The organism is Sphingomonas sp. So64.6b (assembly GCF_014171475.1).
GTDB lineage: Bacteria > Pseudomonadota > Alphaproteobacteria > Sphingomonadales > Sphingomonadaceae > Sphingomonas > Sphingomonas alpina_A.
This window is the reverse complement of the sequence record NZ_CP048817.1, coordinates 4225043-4243186: the sequence shown is the minus strand read 5'-3', so window position 1 is coordinate 4243186 and position 18144 is coordinate 4225043. Positions and strand designations below refer to the sequence as shown.

21 protein-coding genes are annotated in these 18144 nt (G+C 64.6%); 17 read left to right on the top strand and 4 right to left on the bottom strand.

Annotation, left to right across the window (positions count from 1 at the left end; translation table 11 throughout):
- The first annotated feature begins 1 nt into the window (after nucleotide 1).
- The 4 genes from G4G27_RS20410 to G4G27_RS20395 are packed head-to-tail and all read left to right on the top strand — an operon-like array spanning nucleotide 2 to nucleotide 2904.
- Nucleotides 2–418, top strand: a complete 417-nt coding sequence (locus G4G27_RS20410; protein ID WP_183110333.1) for a hypothetical protein — start codon at nucleotides 2–4, stop codon at nucleotides 416–418.
- Nucleotides 399–1511 (top strand): FAD-dependent oxidoreductase, encoded by a 1113-nt coding sequence (locus tag G4G27_RS20405; protein ID WP_183110332.1) that lies wholly within the window; start codon nucleotides 399–401, stop codon nucleotides 1509–1511. Before G4G27_RS20410 ends, G4G27_RS20405 begins: the two co-directional genes overlap by 20 nt.
- Nucleotides 1508–2155 carry a DJ-1/PfpI family protein gene (locus G4G27_RS20400; protein WP_183110331.1) on the top strand — a complete coding sequence of 216 codons (648 nt, stop codon included), beginning with the start codon at nucleotides 1508–1510 and terminating at the stop codon, nucleotides 2153–2155. The genes G4G27_RS20405 and G4G27_RS20400 overlap by 4 nt, the downstream gene beginning before the upstream one ends.
- Complete coding sequence (locus tag G4G27_RS20395; RefSeq protein ID WP_183110330.1) at nucleotides 2152–2904, top strand: DUF2182 domain-containing protein; 753 nt, start codon at nucleotides 2152–2154, stop codon at nucleotides 2902–2904. Before G4G27_RS20400 ends, G4G27_RS20395 begins: the two co-directional genes overlap by 4 nt.
- On the opposite strand, the gene G4G27_RS20390 is transcribed toward G4G27_RS20395, so the two are convergent.
- The gene (locus tag G4G27_RS20390; protein WP_183110329.1) at nucleotides 2905–4308 is read right to left on the bottom strand and encodes an amidase; all 1404 of its coding nucleotides are present in this window, start codon (nucleotides 4306–4308) and stop codon (nucleotides 2905–2907) included.
- The gene (locus G4G27_RS20385) at nucleotides 4305–5207 is read right to left on the bottom strand and encodes a haloalkane dehalogenase (protein ID WP_183110328.1); all 903 of its coding nucleotides are present in this window, start codon (nucleotides 5205–5207) and stop codon (nucleotides 4305–4307) included. The genes G4G27_RS20390 and G4G27_RS20385 overlap by 4 nt, the downstream gene beginning before the upstream one ends.
- 217 nt (nucleotides 5208–5424) lie before the next feature.
- Here G4G27_RS20385 and G4G27_RS20380 point away from each other — a divergent pair, with 217 nt between their 5' ends.
- From G4G27_RS20380 to dinB, 4 genes are all read left to right on the top strand, one after another.
- Entirely contained in the window at nucleotides 5425–6249 is an 825-nt protein-coding gene (locus G4G27_RS20380) for a LysR substrate-binding domain-containing protein (protein ID WP_244624436.1), read from the top strand.
- An 82-nt stretch (nucleotides 6250–6331) separates the two neighbouring features.
- Nucleotides 6332–6595, top strand: coding sequence for a hypothetical protein (locus G4G27_RS20375; protein WP_183110326.1), 264 nt, complete (start codon nucleotides 6332–6334; stop codon nucleotides 6593–6595).
- Nucleotides 6596–6660: 65 nt separating this feature from the next.
- Nucleotides 6661–7770: a crosslink repair DNA glycosylase YcaQ family protein gene (locus G4G27_RS20370; protein ID WP_244624435.1), complete on the top strand. Its 1110-nt coding sequence runs from the start codon at nucleotides 6661–6663 to the stop codon at nucleotides 7768–7770.
- Between the two features lie 145 nt (nucleotides 7771–7915).
- The gene (dinB, locus tag G4G27_RS20365; RefSeq protein ID WP_183113930.1) at nucleotides 7916–8953 is read left to right on the top strand and encodes a DNA polymerase IV; all 1038 of its coding nucleotides are present in this window, start codon (nucleotides 7916–7918) and stop codon (nucleotides 8951–8953) included.
- A gap of 431 nt (nucleotides 8954–9384) precedes the next feature.
- Here dinB and G4G27_RS20360 read toward each other — a convergent pair whose 3' ends face one another.
- Nucleotides 9385–10710 carry a NupC/NupG family nucleoside CNT transporter gene (locus G4G27_RS20360; RefSeq protein ID WP_183110325.1) on the bottom strand — a complete coding sequence of 442 codons (1326 nt, stop codon included), beginning with the start codon at nucleotides 10708–10710 and terminating at the stop codon, nucleotides 9385–9387.
- Nucleotides 10711–10861: 151 nt separating this feature from the next.
- Here G4G27_RS20360 and G4G27_RS20355 point away from each other — a divergent pair, with 151 nt between their 5' ends.
- From G4G27_RS20355 to G4G27_RS20315, 9 genes are all read left to right on the top strand, one after another.
- Entirely contained in the window at nucleotides 10862–11554 is a 693-nt protein-coding gene (locus G4G27_RS20355) for a queuosine precursor transporter (RefSeq protein WP_183110324.1), read from the top strand.
- Between the two features lie 49 nt (nucleotides 11555–11603).
- Nucleotides 11604–12503 (top strand): acetylglutamate kinase, encoded by a 900-nt coding sequence (gene argB / locus G4G27_RS20350; RefSeq protein ID WP_183110323.1) that lies wholly within the window; start codon nucleotides 11604–11606, stop codon nucleotides 12501–12503.
- A 47-nt stretch (nucleotides 12504–12550) separates the two neighbouring features.
- The gene (locus G4G27_RS20345) at nucleotides 12551–12898 is read left to right on the top strand and encodes a hypothetical protein (protein WP_183110322.1); all 348 of its coding nucleotides are present in this window, start codon (nucleotides 12551–12553) and stop codon (nucleotides 12896–12898) included.
- 144 nt (nucleotides 12899–13042) lie between these two features.
- Complete coding sequence (locus tag G4G27_RS20340) at nucleotides 13043–13399, top strand: TonB family protein (protein WP_183110321.1); 357 nt, start codon at nucleotides 13043–13045, stop codon at nucleotides 13397–13399.
- Between the two features lie 77 nt (nucleotides 13400–13476).
- On the top strand, nucleotides 13477–13782 hold the full coding sequence (locus G4G27_RS20335; protein WP_183110320.1) for a YggT family protein: 306 nt from the start codon (nucleotides 13477–13479) through the stop codon (nucleotides 13780–13782).
- Nucleotides 13783–14085, top strand: coding sequence for a DUF167 domain-containing protein (locus G4G27_RS20330; RefSeq protein WP_183110319.1), 303 nt, complete (start codon nucleotides 13783–13785; stop codon nucleotides 14083–14085).
- The gene (folD, locus tag G4G27_RS20325) at nucleotides 14082–14957 is read left to right on the top strand and encodes a bifunctional methylenetetrahydrofolate dehydrogenase/methenyltetrahydrofolate cyclohydrolase FolD (protein WP_183110318.1); all 876 of its coding nucleotides are present in this window, start codon (nucleotides 14082–14084) and stop codon (nucleotides 14955–14957) included. The genes G4G27_RS20330 and folD overlap by 4 nt, the downstream gene beginning before the upstream one ends.
- Nucleotides 14957–15565, top strand: a complete 609-nt coding sequence (locus G4G27_RS20320) for a hypothetical protein (RefSeq protein ID WP_183113929.1) — start codon at nucleotides 14957–14959, stop codon at nucleotides 15563–15565. The genes folD and G4G27_RS20320 overlap by 1 nt, the downstream gene beginning before the upstream one ends.
- Nucleotides 15562–16182: a MarC family protein gene (locus G4G27_RS20315; protein WP_183110317.1), complete on the top strand. Its 621-nt coding sequence runs from the start codon at nucleotides 15562–15564 to the stop codon at nucleotides 16180–16182. The genes G4G27_RS20320 and G4G27_RS20315 overlap by 4 nt, the downstream gene beginning before the upstream one ends.
- Here the strand turns inward: G4G27_RS20315 and G4G27_RS20310 are convergent.
- Complete coding sequence (locus G4G27_RS20310) at nucleotides 16169–17965, bottom strand: AcrB/AcrD/AcrF family protein (protein ID WP_183110316.1); 1797 nt, start codon at nucleotides 17963–17965, stop codon at nucleotides 16169–16171. The genes G4G27_RS20315 and G4G27_RS20310 overlap by 14 nt on opposite strands.
- Nucleotides 17966–18144 lie beyond the last annotated feature (179 nt).

Here is an 18144-nt window from a genome sequence, read left to right as displayed (position 1 = left end):
CATGACCAATCCATTTGTCGGAAGCTGGACCTATCGCAGCCTGCTCAACGATCCGGACGTGGATACCGCGTTCAACGATCTCGAATTCGGGCGCGGCACACTGGTGATCACCGAGATCGCGCCGGCCGAACTGGGCGGCACGATCGGCGGACCCGGCTGGTCGCTGGACTTGCGCGGCAGTTTCGAGTTCGGTTCGCCGATGGCGGTCCGTTTCCAGGGCAAGGGCGTGGTCGGCGGCGAGCAATGGATCTACGATTATATCGGCTGGCTGGTGCCGGTCTGGCCAAGCAGCACCGACGAATTGCAGACCGCCGCATTCGTCGGGTCGGTCACGCGCACCATCCCGCATTCGAGCGGCGGCGGCGGTACCTCTCCGGCGGGCGTGGTCGCGTCCTTCTATGCCACCCGCCAGGGCTGATATCGCGGTCATCGGTGGTGGCCCCGCCGGAGCAGCAGCGGCGCTGACCCTGCGCCGCCATGCGCCGGGGCTGGCGGTGCGGCTGATCGAGGCAAGCGATTATGACGCGCCACGGCCGGGCGAAGTGCTGCCGGCAGTGGCACGCAGCCTGCTCGAACAGCTTGGCGTCATGACATCGTTCGAAGCGCAAGGCTTTGTCGCCGGTCGCGCGCTCGCCTCGGCCTGGGCCAATGACGAGCTTGATGAGCGCCACAGCATTTTTTCCGCACAAGGGCCGGGCTGGCATCTCGACCGGGCACGGTTCGACCGCATGCTTGCCGCTGCCGCCATGGCGGCAGGTGTAGTGCTGTCCACAGGCAGCGCAGTGCGGTCCGCAGCGCCGGAGGGAGAAGGCTGGCGCCTGACGCTTGCCGATCGCAGCGAGGTCGCCGCCCGCGCGGTCATCTGGGCGACCGGGCGAAGCTGGCGACTGGCGCGGCCGTTCGGCGCGCGGGTGCGGGTGCATGGCGACCTTGTCGCGCATAGCCGTTTCATCGACGGCGTGGCCGGGGATAATCGGACGGTGATCGAAGCACGGCCGGAGGGCTGGTGGTACAGCGCCGACCTGCCCGGCGATCGCCGCATCGTCGCGTGCATGACCGATCCCGATCTTGGCGAGGCACTCGCGCTTCGCACTGACCGGGGCTGGCGGCACGCGCTGGATGCCACACGCCATATGCGCGCACTGGTGCCGATCGACGCGCGGATCGGCGGCGCGCTGGTGCGGTCGGCCGGTACCACGACGGTCGAACCCGCCATCGGGCGACGCTGGATCGCGGCGGGAGACACGCTGTTCGCCGCCGATCCGCTATCATCGCGCGGCATCGTCCATGCGCTGCGTTCGGGCATCCTGGCGGCCTACGCCGCGTCCGATATGTTCGACGGCAAGGAAGAAGAAAGTCGACGACGCTATGCGATGATCACCGCGCATGGCTTCGAAAATTATGCGCACGCGCTGGCTGACTATTACGCTCAAGGATCGCGCTGGCCGGACGCGCCATTCTGGCAACGGCGATCTCCCCTTGACCAACAGCGGATAGGAACGGCGCGATGATCATCGGGATCCCGGTGTACGACGATGTCGACATGCTCGATGTGGCCGGGCCTCATGAGATGTTCCGCTGGGCGGATATCGAAGTCGATCTGCTTGCGGCGCGACGCGGCATGGTGCAGTTTCGCGACGGGTTCGAGTTTCGCGTCGAGCGGAGTTTCGCCAGAGCGCGCCAATATGACGCCCTGTGGGTACCCGGCGGCGATCCCAAGGCGCTGTCGCGCCTGATCCACGATCCGGATTGCCGCTATCTCGATTTCCTCAAGCAGCAGGCGGTGAAAACGCCGCTGGTCGCGTCGGTGTGCGAAGGCGCGCTGTTGCTCGCCGCCGCCGGGCTGCTCGACGGCTATAGCGCAACGACGCACTGGGCGTTCATTCCTTGCCTTAAGGCATATAAGCACGTGAAGGTCGTGAAGGGCCATCCGCGTTTCCATCTCGATCGCGACCGGCTGACCGGCGGTGGCATTTCCTCGGGGCTCGACGAGGCGCTGAAGATGATCAAGATGCTCAAGGGCGGCAAGGTCGCAAGAAGCGTGCAGCAGACGACCCAATATTATCCCGACCCGCCGGTACACAGTAAAATCCCCGCCGCGAAGACCTGTCCGGTGCCGCCCTGGCCGCCGATCGGGACACAGGCCCCACCGTGATCGCGCGGGGCGCCCGTTACTGGCCGCTGGTCGCACCGAGCATGCTCGCCTGGGCATTTCTGCTGTCGTGGAGCATCATTCCGATCCTGCCCGATCTGTGCGGTCCGGACGGGCATTTCTGGACCAGTGTGCCGGCCAGTTTCGAGATCGCGCTGCGCATCAACCCGCTGCCGCCACTATTCCTGTCCTGGCTGGTGATGCTGTGCGCGATGATGCTGCCGCTGCTCCGTGCGCCGCTGACGCAGGTGCGTGTCGGCGGCGGGGGGCGCCGCGGCGGCAGTGCTGTCCTGGCCTTCCTGATCGCCTATCTCGCCATCTGGATGGCGGCGATTGTCCCGCTTGTCGCGCTGACGTCATTGCTGCGGTTGGCGACTGCATCCAGCACGCTGGCCGGGCCGTTGATCGCGCTCGGCTTGGCGGCAGCGTGGCAGACGACGCCCCTCAAGCGCCACTGCCTGCACCGCTGCGGCACTGCGCCGATGGCCCCGCCGGGCTTCGCGCACGAACTGACCGCCGCGCGTCATGGCGTCATGGTCGCCAGCGCCTGTGTCGGATCTTGCTGGGCGCTGATGGCGCTACCCTTCTGCTTCGATGGGGCGGCGCATCTTCTGGTAATGGCGGCGGTCGCGCTGATCATGCTGCATGAACGCTATGGGCAGGCAAGGAAACATAGCGGCGGCGCGACAGGGTTGCTCGCTTTAGCCGTGATCGCGACCAGCGCAGGATTGCTCTCACTCCAATTTCCCTGATCAATCGTCCCAGGCCGGCGGATGCCGCCGATGCCAGGCGGTCTCGCGCTGATAGGCGATGCCGGCACGGATCAGCCGCGCTTCATTCAGATGACCTGCAACCAGCTGAAAGGCGATCGGCATACCGGCGTCATCATGGCCGCCAGGCAGGGTGAGGGTCGGCAGGCCGGTCATGTTGAATGGGCAGGTATAGCGCTGAAGCCGGGCGACCAGGTGTGGTTGCTCGCCGAGCGTGCTGATTTGCGCCAGACTAAGCGGCGCGAAAGGGTGGACTGGCGTCAGCAACAGCTCGATCCGCGCAAACAGCGCGTCGAACGCGCCGCGAAGCGCCATGCGGCGCAGCAGGATTCGCTGATAGTCCAGAGCCGACAGAGCATGCCCGTGATCGAGCACCGCCGCGAACACCGCACCATAATCCTGCCGCCGTGACGGATAGGTCGCGTGATGCGCGACCGCCGCCTCGACCGCGCAATTTGCCGGCCAATCGGCGATGGCGTCATCGACATCAGGCACCGTGACTTCAACGATTTCGGCGCCGAGCGCGGCAAGAGTCTCCTGCGCTTCGGCGAGCGCAGGCAGAATGACGCCATCCACGCCGTCGCCGTTCCAGTGCGGATCGATCCCGATCCGCATCCCGCGCAAGTCGGTGGCCATATCGCCATATCGACCGGGAACCAGCGCCTGCACCGCTGTCGGATCCAGCGGGTCGGCGCCAGCGATCGCATCGAGTAGCAGCCCCGCATCCGCCGCACTACGGGTCAACACGCCGACATGATCGAGCGAGGCAGCCAGTTCGAACACGCCGTGGCGGCTGACCCGGCCCCAGCTCGGCTTGAGGCCGGTAACGCCAGTGGCGGCGGCCGGCCAGCGGATCGATCCGCCGGTATCGGAGGCAAGCGCGCCATAACAAAGCCCGGCCGCGACCGCGACCGCCGACCCACTCGACGAGATGCCCGGCCAATAATCCGCGTTCCATGGATTAACCGGCGGGGTGATCGACGGATGATAATCCGAATAGGCGCCCTCGGTCATTTCGAGCTTGCCGAGCAGGACGGCGCCCGCCTCGCGCAGCCGGTGAACTGCGGTCGCGTCCTGGTCGGGCCGGAAGTCGTGATGGATCGCGGTGCCGGCGGCCATTGGCACGCCCCTGGTCCAGAACAGATCCTTGATGCCCAGCGGCACGCCGTGGAGCGGGCCGCGCACCGTTTCGATGGCGATCTCGCCTTCCGCCTGCCGGGCTGCGGCTAATGCTTCGTCGGCCATCACACAGGCATAGCTGTGCAGCGCACCGTCATGCGCGCCGATCCGATCGAGCTGCGCCTGGACCACCTCGACCGGCGACAAATCGCGGCGTGCCATCGCTGCCGACAATTCCGCGATGGTCAGATAGTGCAGGTCGGTCATGCCGCAGCGAACCGGCCGGCCAGGACGGCGGCGATGAATTTGGCGATGGCCTCGCCGACTTCGCGCGGCGAATCTTCCTGCAGGAAATGCGCGCCCTCGACCGTCACTTCCTGCTGATTGGGGAAGCCGCGGCAATAGTCGCGCTGGGCGCCGATCAGAAAGCCCGCGGGGTCGCCGTTTATGAACAGTTTCGGGATCTGGCTGGACATCAGCCAGGCGGAATAGGCTTCGACGATCGCGACGACATCGGCCGGCTCGCCGGCGATCGGCAGGTCGCGCGTCCAGGCCAGCATTGGGCGGCGCGCTTCACCCGGCACGCGAAAATGGCTGCGGTAAGCCTCCATCGCCTCGCCCGAGAGGCCGCGCAGCGGGAGCAGATATTCGATGAACAGATTCTGTTCGAGGATCATCTTCTCACCGGCCGGCGTCCGCTGCCCCCGGAAGAAATCGCGGGTCAGCGCCGGCCATTCGTCCCAGGACAGGAAGGGCCGCACGATCCCTTCCATATGCACGATCGCCTGCACCTTGTCGGGATGACGCCGCGCCCAGTCAAAGCCAAGCGCCGAGCCCCAGTCATGAACCACGAGGATAACGTCATGGTCGAGCCCGAGCGCATCGAGCCAGCCGTCCACATAATTCTGCTGATCGACCAGCCGATAAGCACCGTTTGGCTCAGCGCCCGAATTCCCCATGCCTGGATAATCGGGCGCGAGGCAGCGGCCGAACGGCAGCGCATGGGGGATGATGTTGCGCCACAGATAGGAGGGCGTGGGATTGCCGTGGAGAAACACGATCGGATCGCCCTCACCGACATCGACATAGGCCATCGGCACGCCGTGAACGGTGACGTGTTTGCGGAAGATCGCATTTTCGGTCGAGATTTCGGGCGCACCGTTCATGGCTATTACTCCTAGCTTTCGAGGTCGATCGCGATAGCTTTTCTTTATCGAATTATGTTGAGACCTTGAGCGCTATCGCCATTGTTTGGCATCTTTTGTGGGTGTATGATCCAGCGCACAAACGATCATCACTAACTTCAATGATTAAGTTATTCTAATGCGATTGCCTGCACTGAATGGATTGCGCACCTTCGATGCAGTGGCGCGACATTTGTCGATGAAACATGCTGCGGAGGAATTGTGCGTGACGCCCAGCGCGGTCAGCCAGCAACTGCGCGGCCTTGAAGAGGAGCTCGGCGTATCCCTGTTCCGGCGCGCCAACCGCGCACTCTATCTCAGTGCTGCCGGGCAATCGCTGCTGCCGGCGATACGCAATGCGTTTCGCCTGATGGCCGAAGCGACGGAACGGGTGCGCAGCGGTACCGATAGCGGCATGCTGACGGTGAGCGTCACGCCATTCTTCGCGGAGACATGGCTGGTCCCGCGCCTCGGCGATTTTCATGCGCGGTATCCGGCGATCGACTTGCGCGTGATGGCGACGACAGGGCTCGCCAATCTCGCCGCAGGTGAAGCCGATGTCGCGATCCGGCACGGTCTCGGCGGGTATCGCGACATGATCAGCGACCTGCTGATCGCACCAATGGTCGTGCCGGTCGCCAGCCCCGATCTCGTCACCCGGCTCGGATCGCCAAGCGGTGCCGCCGACCTGCTGGACTGGCCGAAAGTGCATGGCGCCGATCGGGGCGGGTGGCCATTATGGTTCATTCACCACGGGCTGGCGGGAACAGCGCGCGGCGCATCGTTCGACGATGTCGGGTTGTTGCGCATGGCGATCTTGTCGGGACAGGGGGCCGGGCTGCTGCCTGCCGCGCTGGCTGAACCGGATATTCGCGACGGTCGGCTGGTCAAGCTTGCCGATCCGGCGCTGCTAGAAGGGCTTGCTTATTATCTCGTCACGCCGGCTGCGGCTGATCTCCGCCCGTCGGTCATGGCCCTTCGTCACTGGCTTCTCGAGCAGGCGCAAGGTTCGGAAGAGATCTGACGCACTGAATTTAGCCATGCCGCCATGCCCGATAACAGGCTAGACGTGGGGGCTATCACCGACACCTTCATAGGAAGCTGCCTTGGATCTCGACGCGCTGCTTTATCATTATTTCGGGACCGAGGCGATCGAGACGCTGGATGATGCCGCGATCGAATCCGGCCTGGAACGGCTGCGGATCGACTTCGGCACCGAGCGCGAATCGAGTCGTCGTTTCGCGCTTTGGGTGCTGCTGCACGGGCTGGGCGAGGCGCCCGATCCGGCGATCGCGTTCAAGGACCAGCGCGAGCGTGAGGCCGCGCAAAATTACGCGCGCGCCGTCGATCGCGAGGAGCGCGGCTCCTGACCGAAAAGCTGACGATCGCACAGGCGCGGCGCATCGCGCTGGCGGCACAGGGTTTCGGCGCGATTTTGCCCGCAACGGTCGGCAACGCGCAACTGCGCCGCACCATCGAGACCTTGTCGTTGCATCAGATCGACAGCGTCAATGTCGCGGTGCGAGCGCATTATCTGCCGGCCTTTTCGCGGCTCGGCGCCTATGATCGGACGCTGATCGATCGCGCCGCCTGGGGCCCGAAGCGCGAGCGGCGCCTGTTCGAATATTGGGCGCATGAGGCGTCGCTGCTGCCGATGGCGCTGCAACCGCTGCTGCGCTGGCGCATGACGCAGGCCGATCGCGGCGAGGGTGGCTGGACCAGTCTCAGGCGCTTCGCGACCGAACGGCGCGGCGAGGCCGAACTGATCCTGGAACGTATCCGCAGCGATGGGCCGATGGCCGCGTCCGATTTCGAGGAAGGCAAGAGTCGCAGCGGCTGGTGGGAATGGGGCGATACCAAACAGGCGCTGGAATGGCTGTTCCGCGCCGGGCACATCACTACGGCGACGCGGCGCGGCAGTTTCGAACGAGTCTATGACCTGACCGAGCGGGTCATCCCGGCGGCTATCATGGCGGTGCCGACGCCAAGCGATGACGACGCGTATCGTGCGCTGATCGAACGCTCCGCCCGCACCTTGGGCGTCGCGACCGAAACCGATCTGCGTGATTATTTCCGGCTCAAGCCCGAAGCGGCGCGGGCCAGCGTGACGGCGCTGGTCGAAGAGGGCGTACTCGTACCGGTCGTGGTGACGGGATGGGGCAAGACCGGGTATCTCCACCGCGATGCGCGGCGACCGCGGCGCATCACCGGCGCGGCCTTGCTCGCGCCGTTCGATCCGCTGATCTGGGAGCGCGCCCGAACCGAGCGGCTGTTCGATTTCCATTACCGCATCGAGATCTATGTGCCGGCCGAGAAGCGCCGGCACGGCTATTACGTCCTGCCTTTCCTGCTCGACGACCGGATCGTCGCACGGGTCGATGTGAAGTCGGACCGTCAGGCGGGCAAGCTGCTCGCACACCGGGTAACGGTAGAGCGTGGCGCGCCGGCCGAAACGCTGGAACGGCTCGGGATCGAGTTGCGGCGCATGGCGGATTGGCTGACGCTAGGCGAGGTGAAGATCGGCGCGATCGTACAGGACGAATAGACAAACATCGTCGCCCCGGCCTTATGCCGGGGTCCACCGAGCCGCAAACCAACGATCGAAGACTCTGCGGCACGGAGATGTGGTCATCCTCGTGCGCTGCTGGCAAAAGCGCCGCACCGTGACCCGCAAGATCATCCATGTCGATATGGACGCATTCTATGCGTCGGTGGAACAGCGCGACAATCCCGACCTGCGTGGGCGCCCGCTTGCGGTTGGTGGGTCGAGCGGGCGTGGCGTGGTCGCGGCGGCGAGTTACGAGGCGCGCACCTTCGGCGTGCGGTCGGCGATGCCGTCGGTCACCGCGCTCAGGCGCTGCCCCGACCTGGTGTTCGTGCCGCCGCGCTTCGAGGTGTATCGCGCGGTGTCCGCGCAGATCCGCGCAATCTTCCATGACTATACCCCGCTGGTCGAACCGCTGTCGCTCGATGAAGCCTATCTCGACGTCACCGAGAATCTGCGCGGCCTTTCTTCAGCGACCGAGACGGCGTTGGAGATTCGGGCGCGCATTCTCGAGACGACCGGGCTGACCGCGTCGGCGGGCATTTCGTACAACAAATTCCTCGCCAAGCTCGCGTCGGACCAGAACAAACCCAATGGCCAGTGCGTCATCCCGCCCGGCGCGGGCCTGGAATTCGTCACTGCACTGCCGGTCGGCCGCTTCCATGGTATCGGACCGAAGACAGCGGAACGGATGAACAAGCTCGGCATCGTCACCGGCGCAGATCTGCGGACACGCGACCTGCAATTCCTCCAGGCCCATTTCGGCAAGGCCGGCACTTGGTACCATGCCATTTCACGTGGCGAAGACGAACGACAGGTGACGCCCGACCGGCCGCGCAAATCATCAGGATCGGAGACGACCTATGAAGTCGATCTGATCGAGCCCGAAGAGGTCGAAGCAGGGGTGCGCGCGATGGCCGACGATGTCTGGGCATGGTGCGAAAAATCGGGCGGTCGCGGCCGTACCGTCACAGTCAAGGCGCGCTATGCCGATTTCCGCCAGGTCACGCGCAGCCGGACCCGCGCGTCACCGGTGGCGGACAAGGAGACGCTGTACGATGTCTCGCTCTCGCTGGTGCGCACGCTGTTTCCGCTGCGCGCCGGCATCCGGTTGATCGGGGTCACGCTGTCGACCTTCGACACGGACGAACATACAACACCGCAACTCGATCTCGAAATGTGACGAACCAAGCCTTGCCGCGCGGGCTCGGTTTCGGCGCGATCCGCATGCTGTTCCGGCTGTTATTTCGACATAAATATTTCCATGCTGTTAATCGGCCGGACTGGTCCAATTTTCCGACCGTTTTCCAAAGGGTTGATGCCTATACCGCTGTTATCGAATAACAGCAGTGGAACAGCATGATAACAGCACGGAACAGCATGCTGTTATGAGCCGGAACAGCGTGCCCGACGCAGCTGAATAATTTCAATGATGAGAAAGAGCGGAACGGAAATGCCGATGGTCTTCCGTTCGCTTGCATGCTGCAACAATCGGCCCCGGTCTTGAATCGGCGCCGCCACTCGGACCGAACCTGCCCCCCCGATTCGCCCCGAGCTTGCCGAAAGGTCGCTTTTCTTCGACCCGGAACAGGTGACCTCAGTGCATCGGCTCGCTCAGGAGATCAGTAACCCGGCCAGCGCCGCCGACATCAGGTTGGCCAGGCTGCCCGCGGCCAGCGCGCGCAGGCCGAGCTTGGCGATCATCGGACGCTGGTTGGGGGCGAGGCTGCCGGTGACCGCCATCTGGATCGCGATCGAGGAGAAATTGGCGAAGCCGCACAGTGCGAAGGTGACCACAGCGACGGTGCGCGGGCTCAGCACGGCAACCTGTTTTCCGAGGTCGATATAGGCGACGAATTCGTTGAGCACGATCTTCTGCCCGAACAGGCCGCCAGCCGCTCCAGCCTCGTTCCACGGCACGTTGAGCAGGAACATGATCGGCGCGAAGACATAACCGAGCAAGCCCTGGAAGCTCAGATTCTCCACGCCGAACCAATGGCCGATGCCGCCAAGGATGCCATTGGCGAGCGCAACCAGCGCGACGAACGCCAGCACCATCGCGCCGACCGCGACCGCCAGCCTGACGCCGGTTTGCGCGCCCTGCGCCGCTGCCATGATGATATTGGCAGGCTTTTCCTCGTCATGGCTCGCCTCGGGCATCGGCTCGCCGGGCGTCCCCTCGGGCAGGAGCGCGGCCGGACCCTGGCCACTGACGCGGGCCTCGGACAGCTTGATATGGTTCTCGGGATGATCGCCGAGCGGCAGCTCGCCCTGAACCGTCGCGGGAACATCGGGCATGATGATCTTGGCCATCAGAATACCGCCCGGCGCAGCCATGAAACTCGCGGCGAGAAGATATTCGATCGAAATGCCCATCGAGGCATAGGCGGCGAGGATCGTGCCGGCGACGCCAGCCATGCCGCTGGTCATCACGGTGAACAGCTGCGGCGGGGTCAGGCCGGCGAGATAGGGGCGGATGACGAGCGGCGATTCGCTCTGGCCGACAAAGATGTTGGCCGCCGCGCAGAGCGATTCGACCTTCGACACGCCGATCACCCATTCGATCGCGCCACCGAGCCAGCGCACGATCAATTGCATGATGCCGAGATAATAGAGGATCGAGACAAGGCTGGCGAAGAAGATGATCACCGGCAGTGCCTGGATCGCGAAATTCTGCCCCAGCGGGTTGCTCGCAAGCGACCCGAAGAGGAAATCGGTGCCGGCTTTGGCATAACCCAGCAAATTGGCGACGCCGCCCGACAGGAATTGCAGGATATGCTTGCCGGCGGGCACATAGAGCACCAGCACAGCGATACCGGCCTGCAGCGCGAAGGCAGCGCCGACCACGCGCAGGCGGATCGCGCGACGATTGTTCGACAGCAACACCGCAATACCGAGAATGACGGCGATCCCCGCCAGACCGATCAGAAACTTGTTCATCGATTAACCCCGCCGGCGTTTGCCACGCCCCCAATTTACCCCAGCTTCGCAGCATAAGGAGAAGTTGTGCAAGGAAATTGCGCCCCACCCCCCGCGCCCGCCCTTCACCTGCCGGATTGACGCAACGGCGCAAGCCATTAGCGTCGCGGCCATGAACCAACCCAGTCCCGCGATCCCGCGTTCGCTCTTCGCCTTTTCGATCTTCTATGGCGGCATGGTCTGCATCGCCGGAGTGCTCGGCTCGAAGCAGGTCTCGCTCGGCCCGATTTCAGCGATCGGGCCGTTGTTCGGACAGGGGCCGCTGGCGGTCGAAGCGGGGATTTTCGCCTTCCTGTTGCTGGTCGTCGTATCGAGTGCGGTCGCCGAACTGCATGGACCGACCACCGCCAACACGCTCGTCCGCTTCGGATTCGTGCCTCTGCTCGGATCGATCGCGCTGCTCGAGATCGTCCTGCATTTGCCAGCTTCTCCCGGCATGAACCCGGCAATACGGGACGGATTTCAACTCGTGCTGGGCGGAACGATCCGCATCTGGATTGCCGGAATCGTCGCTTATGGCGTCTCACAGACGTTGAACGTGACGCTGTTCAGTTGGCTCAGACGTGAAGGCGGCAAGCTGCTCTGGCTGCGTGCCGCGATCGCGGGGGTATTGTCGCAGATCGTCGATACGTTGCTGTTCATCTCCATCGCCTTTCTCGGCGTCTTTCCGATCGGCGAATTGCTGATCGGTCAGATGCTGGCCAAGGTCACGCTGTCCGCCGTGCTGGTCCCGCCGCTGATCTATCTCGCGGTTGCGATCGGGCGGTGGCTGGACGGTGGTTCATCCACCTTCCGTTCGTCCTGAATCGCGCAACCCCTACTCAGCGCGTGCGGAACTTTGTAGGGGGTCGCCCATGACCGATCATTCGCCAGACCCCGCTTTGCTCGCCAAAGCCGAAACGCTGACCGAAGCGCTGCCCTATATGCAGCGCTATGCCGGGGCGACTTTCGTGGTGAAATATGGCGGCCATGCAATGGGCGATCCGGAGCTGGCGCGCGATTTCGCCGAAGATGTGGTGCTGATGAAGGCGGTCGGGATCAACCCGGTCGTGGTGCATGGCGGCGGGCCGCAGATCGGCGCGATGCTCAAGAAACTCGGGGTCGAATCGAGCTTTATCGACGGCTTGCGCGTAACCGATGCACAAACCGCGCAAGTCGCGGAAATGGTCCTGTCGGGCGCGATCAACAAGGAACTGGTCGCGTGGATCGGTCAGGCCGGAGGTCGCGCGGTGGGCATTTCGGGCAAGGACGCAAGCTTCGTGCGCGCGAAAAAGGTCGAGCGGACCAAGCGCGACCCGGACAGCAATATCGAGCGGGTGGTCGATCTCGGTTTCGTCGGCGAGCCGGTCTCGGTCGATCGCTCGATCATCGATACGTTGAGCGCGGCAGGCGTCATCCCGGTGGTCGCGCCGATCGCGATCGGCGATGACGGCCATACCTACAACATCAACGCCGACACGATGGCCGGCGCGGTCGCCGCCGCGATGGGTGCGTCCCGGCTGTTCCTGCTGACCGATGTCGCGGGCGTGCTCGACAAGCAGGGCGAGTTGCTCACCGACCTCGATCCGGCGGCGATCGCCAAACTGCGCGCCGATGGCACGATCAGCGGCGGCATGATCCCAAAGCTCGAAACCTGCGTCGCCGCGGTCGAGGGCGGGGTCGACGCGGCGGTCATCCTCGATGGACGTGTCCCGCACGCGATGCTGCTCGAGATCTTCACCCGTCAGGGCGCGGGAACCCTGGTCCACCGCTGACGTTCGCTTCAGGCGCGGCAACCCACGCGCTGCAACAGGAGAACGTCATGCATCGTCTCGAATCGCTCGCCACCTCGATCGCTGCGGCCGCGTTGCTCGCCGGATGCAGCATGCTTAATGGACCCGGTGCGGGGGATATCGAGAAAGTCGCGCGTCAGCAGATGCTGGACAATCTCGGCCCCGACGCCGGTGATCCGGCGGCGAAAAAAGCGCTTGAGGCGGCGGTGGCCGGTGCGACCATCTCGAAAAGCGGACTGTGCAATAACACCAAGCCGGATCGCCAGGCATGCGCCGTCAATGTCTCGATCATCATGCCCGGCGCGACCGAAGCCACCAAACAGACCTTCGTCGTCGAACTCGCCAAGGGTGCCGACGGGACATGGAAAGGCGTCTGACGAAATCCGTGCGTCCCTGCGGCTGATCACCGGACGATCCGTGTCAGTCCCGTGACGCTTTCGTGTCACGGCCGTCACACCAGTGTCGCGTCAGCTTAACATCGTCGCGCTAAGCCGAAATCCGGCAAAGCGAAGGAAACGGCGATGACCCATACCCACAGCTTCGACGAGGCGCGCTGGATCGCAGCCCTCGGCACCGCAATCGATCGCGCCACGGCACCCGACCCGGTCTCGCCAGGCGTCGCCTATCGCAGCGGCGCGACGACGCTTGCCTTCAGTGTCGATGCGGGCGGCGCGATCGCCGATATCCGCGTCGTGCAAGGCTCGGGCGATGCCAGCCTCGACCGCCGCGCGATCGCCAAGCTGCGCCGGGCCGAACCGCTGCCGTGCGGGCCGGCGGGTGCCGCTCGGCGCACGCATCTGGCCGTGGTCAGGGTCGCCGAGCCACTACGTCCCGCGCGGCCCGTACTAGGAATGTCGCGAGCCCTTGCGACCGCGTAACGATCGAACCGGGTGCTCTTGTTCAGGACACCCGCTTTCCGCTATCGGTGCACATCAACGCTCAGCGGAGAGCAGATTTGATCTTCATTCTCGGTATCGTAAAGGTGCTGCTTAACGTCGTCTGGTGGATCATCATCATTCAGGCGATCCTGTCCTGGCTGATCGCCTTCAACGTCATCAACACCTATAACGACACGGTCCGCACGATCTGGGAAGCGCTGAAGCGCATGACCGAACCGCTGTACCGGCCGATCCGGCGCATCCTGCCGGATTTCGGCGCGCTCGACTTGTCGCCGCTGGTCGTGCTGCTGATCCTCTTCCTCCTGATGAACAATGTGATCCCCGCGCTCGAATATCAGCTATTGGCACCATCGGCGGTCTGATTGCCCGCCTGGATCGAACGCGGCGACGGGATCGACATCGCGGTTCGCGTCACGCCGCGATCGTCGCGTGAAGATTTTGCCGCCGGTACGGCCGATCATTTCGTCGCTCGGCTGACCGCGCCGCCGGTCGAAGGCGCGGCCAATGCGGCGCTGGCGCCGCTGGTGGCCAAAGCCTTCGATGTGCCAAAACGCGCGGTGACCCTGATCGCCGGCGACACCGCGAGGCTGAAGCGGCTGCATATCACGGGCGACGTCGCTACGCTGGCGGGAATCGCCGCCGCACTCTATGGGGCCGAGGCATGAGCGCAGAGATCATCGACGGCAAGGCATTCGCCGAGGCCCTTCGCGGGCGCATCGCCCTTCAGGTCGCGGAATTCCGCGCCGCCGCCGGCCGCGCGCCTGGGCTCGCCGTGGTCCTGATCGGTGAGGATCCGGCCTCCGCCGTCTATGTCCGGTCGAAGGGCAAGGCGACGCGTGCCGCGGGGATGGAGAGCTTCGAACACCGCCTGCCCGCCGATGTGTCGCAAGCCGACTTGCTCGCACTGGTCGATACGCTCAATAATGATCCGGCGGTCGACGGGATCCTGGTCCAGTTGCCGCTGCCGGGTCATATCGACGAACGTCTGGTGACCACGCGAATCGACCCCGACAAGGATGTCGACGGTTTCCACCCGGTCAATGCCGGACGGCTTGCAACCGGGCTGAACGGTTTCGTGCCATGCACGCCGCTTGGTTGCCTGATGCTGCTCAAGGACCGGCTCGGCGATCTCGCCGGGCTCGACGCGGTGGTGATCGGCCGATCGAACATCGTCGGCAAGCCGATGGCGCAATTGCTGATCGGTGAAAGTTGCACCGTGACGGTGGCACATTCGAAGACGCGCGACCTGTCCAGCGTGGTGCGCCGCGCGGATATCGTCGTCGCGGCGGTCGGGCGGCCGCAGATGATCAAAGGCGAGTGGATCAAGCCCGGCGCGACGGTGATCGATGTCGGCATCAACCGCACTGCGGACGGACTGGTCGGCGACGTCGATTTTGCCGGTGCGGCGAGCGTCGCAGGCGCGATCACGCCGGTGCCCGGCGGGGTCGGACCGATGACCATCGCGGTGCTGCTGCGCAACACATTGGTGTCCGCGCATCGCCGTGCGCAAGTGCCCTATGACAAGGGTGCGTTGTGATGCTCGCCGCGCTGTTACTCGCTGCGGCCGCCCCGGCCGTCACGGCAGCCGATGCCGAACGCGCCTTTGCCGCAGCGGCGCAAAGCGATGGGCAATGGACCGCGTTCCGACGCCACGCGACCGACGATGCGGTGATGTTCGCTCCTCAGGTGGTGAAGGCGCAGGAATTCCTCAAGGATCGCAAGGACCCGCCCAAGGCGATCGATTGGTGGCCGACCGAGAGTTATGTCTCATGTGACGGATCGTTCGCGGTCAATACCGGCGGCTGGCAACGCCCGGACGGCGCAAACGGGTATTTCTCGACTGTGTGGATCAAGCAGCCCGACGGCAATTGGAAATGGATCGTCGATGGCGGTGACGGTCTGACCACCGCACGGCCCAGACCGGCGATGCCAGCGATTCACACCGCATCCTGTTCGGGAACGCCGGCCAAGCCGCCGACGATCGCCTATCGCGAAGGACCAAGCGCAGCGGCCGCCTCGGCTGACGGTACGGTCGTCTATCGCTGGCATGTGTCGTCGAACGGCGCGCGGCAATTCTGGGCGGCGATCTGGGACGGTAAAGCGCTGACCACCGTGATCGACGACAAGATCGCCGCACCGCAATGATCGAACTTTTCGTTTCTTCGCTGATCACCTTTTTCGTGGTGATCGATCCGCCGGGCTGCGCGCCGATCTATGCCGGGCTGTCGGCCGGCGCCGATTCCGTCCACCGCCGCGCGATGGCGGTTCGCGCGGTGCTGGTCGCCGCAGCAATCCTGCTCGTCTTCGCGCTGTTCGGCGAGGATTTGCTGCGCGGGCTCGGTATCAGTCTTGCCAGCTTCCGCATCGCCGGCGGTATCATGCTGTTCCTGATCGCGCTGGAGATGGTGTTCGAGAAGCGCACCGAACGCCGCGAGGACCGTGCCGCCAAGGTCGCCGCGACACCCGAGGTCGAGGATGTGTCGATCTTCCCGATGGCGATGCCGATGATCGCCGGCCCGGGATCGATCGCGTCGGTCATGCTGTTGATGAGCAAGAATGAGGGGATCGAACGCACGCTCGTCGTGCTCGGCGCGCTGGCGACGATCCTGGCGCTGACGCTGGTCGCCTTGCTCGCCGCCGGTCCGATCATGCGCGTGCTCGGCGCGAAGATCGAAGCGGTGATCACCCGACTGCTCGGCGTGCTGCTGGCCGCGCTGGCGGTGCAATTCGTGATCGACGGGATTCGGATCAGCCTGATTTAGGCTTTGCCGCAGCGGCTCCATAGTTGATTCGGAACAATCGGAACGGCGATTTCTTCGGCAGCGGCAGTGGTTCGAGCCAGGCCGGAACCTTGCCGGTGGCAAGCTGGTCGTAGAAGCCGCCCGGATTGCGCGCACGATAGACCGTCGATTCGGCCATGTTCGGGCATACCAGCAACAAGGTCGCGCCATGGCGTTTGGCGATAGCGCGGAATTCTTCCGGGCTGCGCGAGAAGGCGTGCTGTACGTCGAGGATCGCGTCGCCATTACGATGATAGGGTCCGGCGACCGCATTGTGATGCGTCGTCGCGATCAACCGCGGACCGAGATCGACAAAGGTGAAGATGGTCTGCGCCGGATAACGGTTGAGCGGCTGCATCGCCGGCACGGTCATGCACAGGCCGCTGGCGCGGTTGACCACATTGGTGCGCGGGGAAGGCCGGTCGATCGGCAGATATTTGATCGCAGCGCCGGCGAACATACCCGACACCGCCATGAACCCGACAACCGTACCGAGCACGCGAACCAGCACATTATTGTTGCTGAGCGTCCAGCCGAGCACGATCCAGGCCAGCGCGACCGCACCGGGCACGGCGAGCAACTGGGCCGCCGGGCCGGCGCGCGCCTGCCACAACAGCATCAGGCCGGCGAACGTCGAGAACATCAGCACCGGTACCCAGCCATTGATGCTGATGTCGTTCCGCGCACGCCAGGTCGCGAACGCCGCGCCGAGAATGCCGATTACCGGCAGGGTGACGATCGGGAATGCCATGCGAAACGGATGTTTGTAGATCGGCCGCGCCTCGCGGACATTGTCGAGCCAGGTTCGCGCCAGTTCGGGCGAGACTTGTTCGGGACGGCCAAGGCATTGCGGGAAGAGCAGCGCAAAGCCGCCCGCGATCAACGCGCCGGCGACCAGGGCCAGCGTCAGGCGAAACCAGCGTTGTTCCGGGCTAAGCCGCGCCAGCGCGAACAACAGCCCGCCGCCGACCACCATCACACTCAGCCAGACCGGAGTCAGCGCGTCGCAGCGCAGCACCTGATTGGCGTTCGAGGCGAAGAGCAGGAAACCGATTCCGCTGCCGCCGGCGAGCGTCAGGCCATAGATCGACAGGCGCGCCGCCTCGCTTCGGTCCCACACCCAGCGCAAGGTGATGATCGCGCCGGCCATCGCCGCATAGGGCAGCAATTCGAGGCCGATATTGAGCGACACCGCGCTCGCCACGCCGACCAGCGCGCCGCCGCGCATCTTTTTCGGGTCGGCCAGGCCCGCAACGGTCAGGCTGAGCATCGCCAGTTGCCAGCCATGATGGTCGATGCGGTCGGGCATAAACATCAGCATCGTTGCGGTGCAGCCGATCAGGAAAACGATCGAGAGCGGCCAGGCGACCGGGCTGACCAGCCGTCGCACCGTCGCGGCGAGACCGATCATCGCAATGCTCAGCGGCAACAAAGGCGCGATACCGCAAGCGAGCTGTTCCGCGACGGGCGTACCCACAAACGGACGCAGGATCAGGATCAGGCCGGCGATCGGCAAGTCGACGATCCGGCTCCAATGAATGTCGAAACCACCGGGCGGATTGAGCCGGTACTGGCGCAGATCGTACCAACCCTGCCCGTCGAGCAAGGCGCGGACCTGCATCAGGCGCATATTGTCGTCGGTGTCGCCAAGTGACAGCCAATGGATCGCGTACCAGCGATCGAACGCATACCAGACGAGCAACACGCCCCACGCGATCAACGTCAGCCGCAGCCAATAGCGATCGAGTTCTTGCCCGAGCGGCATGCCGGATTTCGTACCGTCGTTCAAAGCCGCTTCCCCAAAATGGACTGGCGCTCTACAGCGCCACCCTTACTGCCGTTCGACAAGCTCAGTCCGAACGGAGGACGGGCGTGTCCGCTCTATCGGCGCGCGCGTAAAGGGCAAGACCGCGTAAAAGGGCAAGACGGGTTGACGGCGATTAT